This window comes from Ignavibacteriota bacterium (assembly GCA_013285405.1).
Lineage (GTDB): Bacteria > Bacteroidota > Ignavibacteria > Ignavibacteriales > Ignavibacteriaceae > IGN2.
Map to the genome: position 1 here is coordinate 2,767,077 of CP053446.1, position 13,348 is coordinate 2,780,424.

Below are 13,348 nucleotides of genomic sequence, written 5' to 3' on the forward strand. Positions count from 1 at the left end.
ATTAAAGTGTTAAATTCTTCTTCTGAATCCTTCACCTAAAACTTCGAAAACATTATTTACGGTGACGAAAGCGTGCGGATCTATTTGCTTTATTATACTGGTAAGTTTTCCTAATTCTCTTAAAGCAACAACTGTAACAAGAATTTCCCGTTCAGTATTTCTGTACAATCCTCTTGCTTTAATTGCTGTTGCACCTCTGCTGAAATCATTCATAATTATTTTTGCAATCTCATCATTCTTATCAGAAATAATATAAGCAGCACGTGCATAATCAAAACCATCGATAATAGCATCGATCAATCTTGCGGAAACGAAAAGCAGGAATAGTGCATAAAGTGTAAGAGTCATTGCACTTCTGTCTCCTGCCAGATCTTTGAACTCAATTATAAAACCAGCGATAAGAATAACAAAAAAATCGATTATCATAATTGCCATCCCGGGTTTAACTCCAAACCGTTTTTGCATGATTGCTGCAACAATATCACTTCCTGCTGTTGAACCACGGAATTTGAATATCAGCCCCAAACCAATTCCCAGCAATGCAGCACCGAGTAAAATCAAAAAAAGAAAATCATCCTGACGGAGTTTTAAAATTGTTTCTGTGTTTTGAAGCTGGATAAAACTGAAACCGGGAGTTTCACCTCTGAAAAAATCGATGAAGAAAGAATTGAGTGTAAATCCAAAAAAAGTTCTCGCACCAAATTGAGTCCCGAGCTCTTTTACACCCCATATAAACAATGGAATATTAAAAAGCCAGATAGTTATACCAATCGGGAATGCGCCACCGGTGAGATAATAAATCGCCATTGATAAACCGCTTACACCACCTGGAACCACTTTAGCATCAACTAAAAAAATACCGATGCCGATTGCCATAATTGCAGCACCTATAGTTATAAAAATATAATCACGGATAGCTTTTTTGTTGAATTGGATTTTCTTTGTGTTCATCACAAACATTTTATTCCTTTCTAAGTAATAATATTTTGTTGGATGCAAATATCAGTAATAATTCAATAAAGAAATATTGTTTTGGACTCAGATTGTACTAGATAAGAAAGCGGGTCGGGACGAATCAGAAATAAAAACCGAACCAGGTACCTTGTGATGAAAAACGGATTGTTGGCAAAGGAAGACGTAAAAAGTTTACTTCACTCTTTAAAAACTTTAAGAAATCTACTTCATCAAGTATGGGAAGTTTTCTAAGATCAACATCTAAACCAACAAAATATTCTTTGTAACCGCCCCAGGGATAAATTCCAATATCTTTTGCGCTGATACCGAAAGCAATTCCAAGTGGTGCAAGCCATTCAGGATAAGTTTTCTTCCAGCTTTTAGGAAAGTAATGATGTGGATTTACTGTAACCCAAAAAGTCATTCCTTCATAATCTTCGATTAATGCTTTTGGATCATGATTATATCTCATTTCTTTCCAAGCATCGGATTTGTGCCAGCTAAATTTGGGATGAATTCCACCAAGCAAATCGTAATTAAATTGTTGAAGCACATAAAATGTTGAACCAGCGGTATTAGCAAGCATATCACCCCAGCTAAATCCCCAATCTGCCATGAATGCATCATTTAATTCTATTTCCAACATCCACAGCCAGCCTGTTAAAGCACCCAGCCAGACTGAAGTGTTGCCAGAAATTCCGGACCAACGATATACTTTTCCTGAAAGATCACTTGTGAAATATGCATCCATGAAATGACCGAATTTATCCATCTGCTGATATTTTCCCCAATCCTTACTAAAATCAAGTGAGTGAAAAGTATTTGTTTCTTCAGTGTACCAGATATCCATCTGATAATCTAATGCAATTATATTTGCAGTAAGCATCAGTCCAGCCATCGAACTCAATCTCAAATAGTCAACATCAGATTTTTCTCTCCAGAGCGTTCCATCGATCAAAGGTCTTTCACTGTTTACAAATATTGGCTGACTGGCAGCCCCGAGCCTGAGTTGAGGTGAACGAATTATTTTATTATTTGATGATATAGTTTGTAAATATTCTGCAGGTATTTGTTCTGAAGAAGAGACTAAATTGTCCGCACGAATGTGTACTATGGCTGAATCCTGTGCAAATAATTGTGAACAGAATAGAGAGAATGCAAGGAATATGTTTATTGTTAATCTCACAATATTGAATATTTATTTCTTAAAACATATTTGAAATAAAATATAAATGCAAGATTTATTCCACTGAAACCATAAGAATATCAGTCGTTTCTAAGTTCATTGGTTATATACTGATACATTTGACCTAAAAAGATAGTAATTTTCGTATAAGAATTTTACAAATATTCTAAAAGACTCAATCACTTAATCAAATATGAAAAAATTGTTGCCATTTTTCAGTTCAGCTTTTCATAACCCGATTATCATTTACCAAAGATCAAAAAGAAAATGTTTCAGCTTAAACAATACATTTAATGATGTTACAGTAGAATCAAAATAAATTTCAAGAGGAAATAGAATGAAAAAATATATTCAAATCATTATAAGCCTTGTGTTACTTTTCTCGGTAAATATCCTGGGGCAGTATCCAAATATTTTGGTGGATAATAATGGAAGTCCGGAAGAAGTGACCATCGCAATAAATCCTCTCAATCCAAATATTTTAGCTGGCGGAGCAAATATTGACCACTTCTATCGTTCGACGAACGGTGGATTAACATGGATTGAGTCTCAATTGGTTTCAAATAACCTTGGCGTTTGGGGAGATCCCGTAGTTCTTTTTGACAGCTCTGGTATTCTTTATTACGCACATCTTTCCAACCCGGTATCAGGTTGGTGGATTGATAGAATTGTTGTCCAAAGATCAACTGATAATGGAATTAGCTGGAACGATGGAGTTGGAGTCGGCTGGAATTCTTATCCAAAAGCTCAGGACAAAGAATGGATGGCAGTTGATCATTCACAGTCACCGTATCGAGGTCATATATATATGACATGGACAGAGTTTGATGATTATGGAAGTTCTAACCCGAATGACAGTTCACGGATCAGGTTTTCAAAATCAACTGATCAGGGATTAAGCTGGAGTGATGCAGTCGTAATCAGTGATGTAAGCGGAGATTGCATTGACAGCGATAACACAACTGAAGGGGCTGTACCTTGTGTCGGACCAAACGGTGAAGTTTATGTTTCCTGGGCTGGTCCCCTTGGAATTGTTCTCGATAAATCTTTCGATGGCGGACAAACCTGGGGTCAGGATATTTTTGTTTCTGATATGCCCGGTGGTTGGGATTATGAAGTTTCAGGAATTTACCGATGCAACGGACTTCCAATTACAATGTGCGATATCAGCAATTCACCTTATAGAGGAAATGTTTATGTGGTTTGGTCAGATCAAAGAAACGGTGCAACTGACACAGATATTTTTATGGCACGATCTACTAATAGTGGAAATACCTGGACTGCGCCGATAAAAGTAAATGATGACAACACTGCTCGTCACCAGTTTTTTGTATGGTCAACAATAGATCCATCATCAGGTCATCTTTGGTTTGTTTTTTATGACAGAAGAAATACAACCGGTGCTGCTACCGATGTTTTTGTAGCTAAATCAACCGATGGTGGAAATACATTTGAAAATTTTAAAGTGAGCGAATCATCTTTCACACCAAATTCCGGAGTGTTCTTTGGTGATTACAGCAACATTGCTGCATGGAATGGAAAGATTTATCCTTTCTGGATGAGACTTCAGAGTGGGCAGTTGAGTGTCTGGATTTCTGCTATCGAAGATTCAGTAACAATCCCGGTTGAACTTAATAATTTTACAGCAAGCACAGATGACGGAAAAGTCTTTTTATCTTGGCAGACTGCGAGTGAACTAAATAATCTCGGATTCTATATTGAAAGAAAAGATATGAATCAAACAGAAGAAGAAAGCGGATGGATGGAAGTTGGATTTGTTGAAGGGCACGGTAATTCTACCGAAAGAAATTATTATCAGTTTGAAGATGATCCTTTTTATGATGGAACTTATCACTACCGGTTGAAGCAGGTTGATTATAATGGCACAGTAAATTACACAAATGAAGTTGAAGTAAATTTATTTATAGTGAAAGAATTTGAACTTAGTCAGAATTATCCAAATCCGTTCAATCCAAAAACTACAATAGGTTTTCAACTGCCCGAAGCTTCTTTTATCACTTTGAAAGTGTTTGATGCAATCGGAACAGAAGTAGAAACTATTGCAGAAGGAAAATATCCCGCAGGAGTCCACGAAGTAGTCTTTGATGCAGAAAAATTAAGCAGCGGACTGTATATGTATAGAATTATTTCCGGAACGAAAGAATTAACAAGGAAGATGATGCTGGTTAAGTAAGTTGAGAGCAAGTGTAAGTTAAAGAGAAAAGAATAATACTCAGACATAGAAAGCAGTATCGTGTATTGCTGAAATGATTTTGGTACTTTATTTAATAGTTACGAACTAAGTTTGAACAGTCGGCGTTATTTAAATCTTCAGACTAATGAGATTTCAAATTAAAAAATTTTGTTATGTCTGTTTTTGTGGAATTCTGCAATTCAGTATAATTTGCAATACAAACACCAAGATCCTGAAGCAATCCATCTTTTATATCATAAATCCAACCATGAATAGTCAAAGGTTGATTTCGTTTCCAGGCGTTCAATACAATATTTGTACTGCAAACATTATAGACTTGCTCAATCACATTTAACTCACAAAGTTTACTTATCTGCGAAGAGTCATCAGGATTTTGCTCAAGTAAAGTTGAGTATTTTTCTTTTATCAGTTTCAAATTTGAAAGCCAGTCATCGGTAAGTCCTAATTTCGAATTTTCAAGGACTGCTTTTACTCCTCCGCATCCGTAATGACCACAAACAATAATATGTTTTACCTTTAATACATCAACGGCAAACTGAATTACAGATAAACAATTTAAATCATTTTCCACAACAAGGTTTGCAACATTTCGATGAACAAAAAGTTCGCCCGGTAGAAGTCCAACAATTTCATTTGCCGGAACTCTGCTGTCAGAACATCCGATCCACAAGTGCTCAGGTTTTTGCTGAAGAACTAGCTTGTTAAAAAAATCCGGATCAGATTTTTTTCTGTTATCAGCCCATTTTCGGTTGTTGTCGAATAAATGTTTTAAAACTTTCATCTGTTCTACGATTAAAAATAAAAATTAGATTACAAATATTGTTATGCAGTTTGATCTTCCCTGCCACAAATTTAAAATGAATCCTGATAAATTTATTCAGTACTCATCAGGATTTAGGAGATCTTTTTAAAAAATAATCTTCAGCTTTTAATGCTGCGATTGAAAACAAATATCCAAATCCTGCACCGATTAATGCACCACCAACTACATCTGAAGGATAATGAACACCAAGATAAATTCTTGACATAGAAACTAAAGTTGCGACTATCAGGAAAACCCATTTGTAATTGGGAAACAATCGTAATAAAAAAACGGCTGCAGCAAAATTATTTAGTGCATGGTTTGAAGGAAAAGAAAAACCTCCGGAACAACCGATGGGAGTCAGGACATCACTTAGTGCGTTACAAGGTCTGACTCTTTCAATAGTTTCTTTCAACAATCTGTAACCGGTTTGATCAGTTACGATAATTAAAAGTATTAATCCAATCACAGCAATCTTACCTCTTCTTCCGCCTTTAAAAAATGCAATTCCTAAAAGTATTGCATAAGCGATATACCACTTAGTAACATCAGTAATTATAGAAAAGAATTTATCCAGAAATCCTGTAGAAATGGTATGATTGAAAAAGTAAAATATTGCTAAATCAAATGAATACAATAAGTCCATAATGGCATTAAATGTGAAGTTTCATTTTGATAATTTTAATGATTTATCGATTTATTCCGGCGAAATAAGGTGATAATTGAACTCAATAAATATAAATAAAGGCTCTCAATTTACCTCAGCTATCAGCGCTTCGATTTTTGAATTTATTTTTCAGAATAAATTCCCCCTTTCAAAAGAAAAATATAAAGAACTGATTGAACAACTGGAAAAACTTCTTTATGTACCGCTGCGTATTATGTCCGTGCTGGTAGCTTTATTCGGATCATTCGCAATGATACTGGAAATAAAATATTTTCCGGATTATTCACTGGAAATATATTTCATTCGACTCACCTCTACTCTTATTGCTTTTCTAATACTTGCAACTTCCAGTGCTGGAACATCAGTAAAAAGATCAATAATTTTAATTCATATTCTCTTACTCAGCATAATTATTTCATCAGGTCTGATGATTTATATGATACCTTCGACTATACTTGTAAATTCAAGTATTGTTGGTTTGATGATATTTTCATCTGCACTTTTTTTGAGCTGGGAAATTAAACATCAGATAATTGTCGCAATTTATTATAACTTAACTTTTGCCGCTTCAATACTATTCAATAATCACAGCATATATTTTCTTCCAAACATGAAAGAATCAGTGATTTTCGTTTTATGTCTGAGTGTGGTTTCGATAATTGCGTGTGCAGTGAATTTCAGGATGCGGTTTTTTCTTGCCGAACGAAATCTGCAAATAGAACAATCAGATATAAAATACAGATCAATCATTGACAACTCACTGGAGGGAATCTTTCAATCAACTCCCGATGGTAAACTGCTTACTATAAATCAGACATTCACAAACGTGCTCGGATACTCTAGCAGCGTTGAGTTAATGGATTTGAATACTAAGGATTTATATGTTGATGAAGAGGATAGAAAGAACCTTATAAAAGAGATGTTGGAGAAAAATAAAGTTGAGAACTATAGGGTTAGGTTAAGAAAGAAAGACGGTTCAATTGCTGTTGTAAGGTTAAATGACCGTGTTGTTAAGGATGATAATGGAAACATTTATTTCGAAGGAAATATTTATGATATCACTGAGCAGGTAAAAATAGAAGAAGAACGAAAACTCGTTGCAAAAATGTTGAAGGAGGAAAAAGAAAAGAATGAGAAACTGGCACAGGAAGCTATCAGAATTAGCGGAACAAAAAGTAAATTTCTTGCAAACCTAAGTCACGAAATCAGAACTCCAATAAATGGAATTTTAGGGTTTCTTTCTTTGATAGAAGCAGGTGCTTATTCAAATGAAGAGGAATTAAAATTCTTCTCAACAAACGCCCGTCAGTCAGCGGAATCATTGCTCGACATAATAAATTCGATTCTTGATCTTTCAAAGATTGAAGCCGGAAAAGCAAAAGTTGAAAATGTTCGCTTCAATTTAATCAACGTAATAGATCAATCTATCTCTGTAATATCACTCAAAGCGAGTGAAAAAAATGTCAGGATCATAAAAGAAATTCCTGAATCAATTGATTCTCAATTAGTCGGTGATATAGTTAAGCTAAGACAAATATTGACTAATCTGTTGACAAATGCTGTTAAATTTACATCAGATGGTGAAATCACAATCGCTGTAAAAACTAAAAAGATAAATAATTCTGACGCTGAAGTTTCTGTATCTGTCTCTGATACCGGAATTGGAATTCCTGAATCAAAGATTAAAGAATTATTCAAACCTTACTCACAATTAGGTGATTTCTATGAATCATTTGCGCACGGAACGGGTTTAGGTTTGGTGATTAGTAAAGAATACGTTGAATTGCTCGGTGGAAAAATAATTGTAAAAAGTATTGAAGGTGAAGGAAGTTCATTTAGTTTTACTATCGTTTGTAAAGTTCAGACTGAGCGTGATGCATTAACTGAGAGCCAAACTGAAAAAGAAACATTTGAGACACAGTTCCTCGGCAGTGTTGAAAATTTTCGTGGAAATGGATTCAAGAAAAAACGAGGGAAATATAAAATACTTCTCGCTGAAGATAATCTGATAAATCAAAAAGTAACGATTAAAATTCTAAACACTTTTGGTTTTAATGTTTCGGCAGTTTGTGATGGTCTTGAAGCAGTAAATGCTGTATCAAAAGAAAACTATGATCTGATACTTATGGATTTGCAGATGCCAAATGTTGATGGATTTGCAGCGACTGAAAAAATTCGTTCTTTCACAAGTTCCAAAAGAGATATTCCAATTATTGCATTAACAGCACATGCTCTGATGGGGGATAAAGAAAAATGTCTGAACGCAGGTATGACAGATTATATTTCAAAACCGGTGTCTGGTCAGGAACTCGTAAAAAAAATAGATGTTTTGCTTGATATTCGGCGAGATGAAGGTGTTGTAAATGAAGTTCAACAAAAGCAAAGCCCGCTTCTTGATACGGATAGATTAAAAAATGTTAGTCTCGGAGATAAAGAATTTGAAAAAGATCTACTTACATCCTTTCTCTCTGATCTTGATGATAAATACATTCATCTTACTGACCTTTTAACTAATCATGATCTGGCAAAGATAGTCGAAACTGTTCACTCCATTAAAGGCTCGAGCTATTCAATCGGTGCAGTAAAAGTTGGTGATGAAGCTTATGCTATCGAACTATCAGGAAAGAACAATGATTGGGTGAGCGTAAATGCAAGAATAGAAAAGTTCAATAAGATTATTGAAGAAACGAATAAAGAAATAAAAAATTATATCAACCAAAACTAAAAAAGCCCTCGTAATGAGGGCTTCATAATTAAGCTTCAACCGCAGTCATTTCGTGTTCAAATTTCATTAAAACTTTTCTGATTGTATTGATTGCAAAATCAATTTCATCTTTAGTTATAACGAGCGGAGGTGCAAAGCGGATAATATCTCCGTGAGTTGGTTTGGCAAGCAAACCATTTTCTTTAAACTCAACACAAACATCCCAAGCAGTTTTTCCTGATTTAGTTGGTTTAATTATTATCGCATTCAACAAACCTTTTCCTCTTACCATCGAAACAATTTCAAGTTCGTCAACTATCTTTTGCATTTCCTGTCTGAAATATTTTCCAAGCTTATCAGCATGTTCAGCAAGATTTTCTTCTTTAAGAACCTTCAGTGCTGCAATAGCAACTTTAGCGGCTAATGGATTTCCACCAAAAGTTGATCCGTGCTGACCGGGTTTAATTGTAAGCATTATTTCGTCGTCTGCAAGAACAGCAGATATTGGCATTGCCCCGCCTGATAATGCTTTACCAAGTATTAAAATATCCGGTCTTACATTTTCATGATCACAAGCGAGAAGTTTTCCTGTTCTGCATAATCCTGTTTGAACTTCATCAGCGATGAATAAAACATTTTTAGATTTACAGAGATCGTAAGCTTTTTTCAGATATCCATCATCCGGAACCATAACTCCTGCTTCTCCCTGAATTGGTTCAACAAGAAATGCACATACATTTGGATCCTGAAGTGCTTTTTCCAAAGCAGCAATATTGTTGTAAAGAATTAATTCAATTCCGGGAAGATAGGGTCCGTATCCTTCTTTACAATCAGGATCATTGGATGCAGAAACAGCCATCATTGTTCTTCCATGAAAATTTCCTTCACAGAAAATAATTTTCGCTTTATTTTCCGGAATACCTTTTACTGTGTAAGCCCATTTTCTTGCAAGTTTGAAAGCAGTTTCATCACCTTCAACTCCGGTATTCATCGGAAGAACTTTGTCATAACCGAAATATTCAGTGATGTATTTTTCGAATTCTCCGAGGCAACTGTTATAGAATGCACGTGAAGTTAATGTTAACTTTTGTGCCTGTTCAATCATGGCATTAATTATTTTCGGGTGACAGTGTCCCTGATTTACTGCTGAATACGCTGAGAGAAAGTCTAAATATTTTTTCCCTTCAACATCCCAGACCCAAACACCCTTACCTTTATCAATTACAACATCTATCGGATGATAGTTATGTGCGCCATATTTTTCTTCCAGTTTTATAAAATCTTGTGATGTCATGTCGTTCCTCTTTTTAATTTTGAAATAGGTTTACAAATTTAACCTTACGCACTAAGACTTCCAATGAAAATAGGAGTGTACAAACAATCAGACATAAAAATTTGTAACTTTATGCAGTTAAAACTTTGTTAGTTTGGAAAGTAATACATGGAATTAGAAACCTATTCAATTAACATTTCTACTAAAGGAAATTGTGATATAACCGATATAACAGACCAGGTCAGCGATCTTATTTTAAAAAATAATTTTATTGAAGGAAACGTTCTTGTTTTTGCTGGTGGTTCGACTGCGGGAATTACAACAATTGAGTTTGAACCTGGTTTGCTGAAAGATTATCCAAAATTTTTTGATCGGATAGCTCCTGAGAATATCAATTACGAACACGATAATACCTGGCATGATGGTAATGGACATTCGCACATAAGATCATCAATTCAAGGAGCTTCATTGACAATTCCATTTTCAAAAGGTATATTATTATTAGGTACATGGCAGCAAATAATTTTTGTAGATTTTGACAACCGGTCAAGAAGAAGAGAGATAGTTATTCAAATTACCGGCAGGAAAAAATAAAATTTAAAAGAGGAATGAATGAAAAGTTTAATGACGATTTTACTTGTAGTTTTTTTTATTTCTACAATAAATGCGCAGATTGTTGTAACAACTCCGGAGTATCCAACTCAATCAGACAGTATTATAGTTTTGTTTGATGCAGCTCAGCCTGGTGCAGAAGAACTCTTGAATTATACAGGAACAGTATATGCGCACACAGGAGTTAATACAAACTATGGTGATTGGCAGCACGTAATTGGTGACTGGGGGAATAATCAGAATCAGCCAGCACTTACAAGATTGGGAACTAACCTTTACAAATTGACGATAGGATTTCCAAGACAATTTTATAGCGTTACCAATCAATCAGAACAAATCCAGGAAGTTGCAATTGTTTTCAGAAGTTCTGATGCAGCCAAACAAACTCGTCCGGATATTTTCATTCCGCTCTTTGAGCCCGGGCTTAGTATAGTATTTAAAAATCCGGTTGTCTCAAATAATTTTGGGGATCCGCTGAGATCACCTGCATTTGTTAGAAAAGATTCTTCAGTGCTGATTGATGTCAGGGCAGTTGAGATCGGGACAGAGTTATCTCAATTAAGTTTATTTATTGATGGGTCATTAGTAACTCAAACTTCAGCAGACTCAATAATTTTTCTTTTCAGTTATGGTAATTACACTCCCGGTCCACACGATGTTATAGCTATTGGGCTCGATACATCTGGTCAGGCTGATAGTGCTCACATTGTGATGTTTGTTAATCCGCTGGTCATTAATCAATCTCCACCGCCGGGAATTATACAGGGAATCAATTATAACAGCGGAACCAGCGTGACGTTAATGTTATTTGCACCATACAAAGAATTTATTTACCTGATTGGTGATTTTAATGATTGGAAAGTTGAGACAAATTATTTCCTTAACCGATACGAATACGATAGCAATAAAGTTGTTTGGTGGATAACTCTTGATAACCTTACAATAGGGTTTGAGTACGCATTTCAATATTTAGTTGATGGAGAAATACGAATTGGCGATCCATACACAAAAAAAATTCTTGATCCATGGAATGATGAATTTATTTCTTCACAGACTTATCCAAACTTAAAACCTTATCCTCAAGGAAAAACTGCAGAGCTTGTTTCATTATTCCAAACCGATCAAGCTGAATATCAATGGCAAAATCCAAATTTCCAAAAACCGGATGAAGAAAAACTGATTATTTATGAATTACTGTTGAGGGACTTCATCGCAGAACATGATTATCAGGCATTAAAAGACACATTAAATTATTTAAAACAATTAGGAGTAAATGCAATTGAGCTGATGCCAGTGATGGAATTTGAAGGCAATCTGAGTTGGGGATATAATCCGTCATATCATTATGCGCTTGATAAATATTATGGTCCCGCCGATAAGTTTAAAGAGTTCATTGATCAGGCTCACGGAATGGGAATAGCTGTTATTATGGATATGGTTTTAAATCATGCTTTTGGTCAATCACCGATGGTCAGGTTGTATTGGGATAAAGTTAATAATCGTCCCGCTGCAAACAGTCCGTGGTTTAATCCAATTCCACGTCATCCTTATAATGTTGGTTATGATTTCAACCACGAGAGTGCAGCAACAAAATATTATGTGGATCGGGTGAACAGACAATGGCTCTCCGAATTTAAAATTGATGGATTCAGATTTGATCTCTCCAAAGGGTTTACACAAACTTTTAGTGGTAACGATGTTAATCTTTGGGGACAGTATGATCAATCCAGAATTAATATTTTAGAGAGAATGGCGGATTCAATCTGGGCAGCATTTCCGGATGCTTATGTAATATTGGAACACTTTGCAGTCAACAGCGAAGAAACTGTTCTTTCAAATTATGGGATGATGTTATGGGGAAACATGAATTATGAATACAATGAAGCAACAATGGGTTATTCATCAAATCTTACAGGTGCAACTCACAAATCACGAAACTGGAGTGATATGCATCTTGTATCGTATATGGAAAGTCACGATGAAGAACGGCTTATGTATAAGAATTTATTGTATGGTAATTCGAACAGCAACTATAATATTAAATCTTTCCCGACAGCTATTCAGAGAATGAAATTAGCTGGTGCATTTTACTTAACCATACCCGGACCAAAAATGATCTGGCAATTTGGTGAACTTGGATATGACTATTCAATAAACTATCCTTGCGGAACTCCTGATTGCAGGTTAGATCCAAAACCCATACGCTGGGATTATTTTAATGATGGTAACCGAAAGAATCTATATTTAGTGTGGCAAGCATTAATAAAATTAAAAAACTATCAGGCTTTCAACAGTGATGATTATTCGTACAGTCTTTCCGATTATGCAAAAAGATTAACTATACTTGATTCCACGATGAATGTGAATATTGTAGGAAATTTTAATATAAGCCAATTAAATATTAATCCTCAATTTCCAAATACAGGTTGGTGGTATGATTACTTTAGCGGAGATAGCATATTAATCACTAATACACAAACGGAAATTTCATTAGCTGCAGGCGAGTTTCATATTTACACTACTGTGAAATTGCCAACTCCGGAAATTGGTTTAGTATTAGCAACTGACGATATTCAAAATTTAAAATTGCCGACTGAATATTATTTAGAACAAAATTTCCCGAATCCATTTAATCCAACAACCAAAATCCAGTATGCAATTGGCAGTAGGCAATTTGTAACACTAAAAGTTTATGATGTTTTGGGAAATAAAATTGCTACACTTGTTAACGAAGAAAAACCTGCCGGCACTTATGAAGTTGAATTCAGAAGTCATTCTGACGAAGGTCAGAATCTCACGAGTGGTGTGTACTTTTATCAGTTGAGAGTTGGAGATCCTGAGACAAGTTCCCAAAATGGGCAGGCACGACAAGATTTTGTTGAAACAAAGAAGATGTTGATGCTTAAGTGATATCACTTAACCTGCTGGTTGGCAG

At 35.2% G+C, this 13,348-nt stretch carries 9 protein-coding genes; 4 read left to right on the plus strand and 5 right to left on the minus strand.

The genetic code is table 11. The annotated features are described in order from the left end of the window. Positions 1-9: 9 nt before the first annotated feature. The gene (locus HND39_12140) at positions 10-951 is read right to left on the minus strand and encodes a YitT family protein (GenBank protein QKJ96967.1); all 942 of its coding nucleotides are present in this window, start codon (positions 949-951) and stop codon (positions 10-12) included. A gap of 124 nt (positions 952-1,075) precedes the next feature. Beyond that, positions 1,076-2,140 (minus strand): DUF2279 domain-containing protein, encoded by a 1,065-nt coding sequence (locus HND39_12145; GenBank protein ID QKJ96968.1) that lies wholly within the window; start codon positions 2,138-2,140, stop codon positions 1,076-1,078. Between the two features lie 337 nt (positions 2,141-2,477). On the opposite strand from HND39_12145, the gene HND39_12150 reads away from it, so the two are divergent. Continuing rightward, positions 2,478-4,334, plus strand: coding sequence for a T9SS type A sorting domain-containing protein (locus tag HND39_12150; GenBank protein QKJ96969.1), 1,857 nt, complete (start codon positions 2,478-2,480; stop codon positions 4,332-4,334). 142 nt (positions 4,335-4,476) lie between these two features. Here HND39_12150 and can read toward each other — a convergent pair whose 3' ends face one another. Further along, positions 4,477-5,136: a carbonate dehydratase gene (can, locus tag HND39_12155; protein ID QKJ96970.1), complete on the minus strand. Its 660-nt coding sequence runs from the start codon at positions 5,134-5,136 to the stop codon at positions 4,477-4,479. 106 nt (positions 5,137-5,242) lie between these two features. Continuing rightward, positions 5,243-5,806, minus strand: coding sequence for a phosphatase PAP2 family protein (locus HND39_12160; GenBank protein QKJ97994.1), 564 nt, complete (start codon positions 5,804-5,806; stop codon positions 5,243-5,245). 73 nt (positions 5,807-5,879) lie between these two features. Between HND39_12160 and HND39_12165 the strand changes: the two genes are divergently transcribed. Beyond that, entirely contained in the window at positions 5,880-8,549 is a 2,670-nt protein-coding gene (locus tag HND39_12165; GenBank protein ID QKJ96971.1) for a response regulator, read from the plus strand. A gap of 28 nt (positions 8,550-8,577) precedes the next feature. Here HND39_12165 and rocD read toward each other — a convergent pair whose 3' ends face one another. Beyond that, on the minus strand, positions 8,578-9,822 hold the full coding sequence (gene rocD / locus HND39_12170; protein QKJ96972.1) for an ornithine--oxo-acid transaminase: 1,245 nt from the start codon (positions 9,820-9,822) through the stop codon (positions 8,578-8,580). Between the two features lie 147 nt (positions 9,823-9,969). Between rocD and HND39_12175 the strand changes: the two genes are divergently transcribed. After that, positions 9,970-10,395 (plus strand): YjbQ family protein, encoded by a 426-nt coding sequence (locus tag HND39_12175; protein QKJ96973.1) that lies wholly within the window; start codon positions 9,970-9,972, stop codon positions 10,393-10,395. An 18-nt stretch (positions 10,396-10,413) separates the two neighbouring features. Beyond that, positions 10,414-13,323 carry a T9SS type A sorting domain-containing protein gene (locus HND39_12180; GenBank protein ID QKJ96974.1) on the plus strand — a complete coding sequence of 970 codons (2,910 nt, stop codon included), beginning with the start codon at positions 10,414-10,416 and terminating at the stop codon, positions 13,321-13,323. Positions 13,324-13,348 lie beyond the last annotated feature (25 nt).

Excerpts from the sequence above, each read along its gene's own strand:
- HND39_12175 (QKJ96973.1), top strand. The coding sequence starts at position 9,970 with ATGGAATTAGAAACCTATTCAATTAACATTTCTACTAAAGGAAATTGT.
- HND39_12180 (QKJ96974.1), top strand. The coding sequence starts at position 10,414 with ATGAAAAGTTTAATGACGATTTTACTTGTAGTTTTTTTTATTTCTACA.
- HND39_12150 (QKJ96969.1), top strand. The coding sequence starts at position 2,478 with ATGAAAAAATATATTCAAATCATTATAAGCCTTGTGTTACTTTTCTCG.
- can (QKJ96970.1), bottom strand. The coding sequence starts at position 5,136 with ATGAAAGTTTTAAAACATTTATTCGACAACAACCGAAAATGGGCTGAT.
- HND39_12140 (QKJ96967.1), bottom strand. The coding sequence starts at position 951 with ATGAACACAAAGAAAATCCAATTCAACAAAAAAGCTATCCGTGATTAT.
- rocD (QKJ96972.1), bottom strand. The coding sequence starts at position 9,822 with ATGACATCACAAGATTTTATAAAACTGGAAGAAAAATATGGCGCACAT.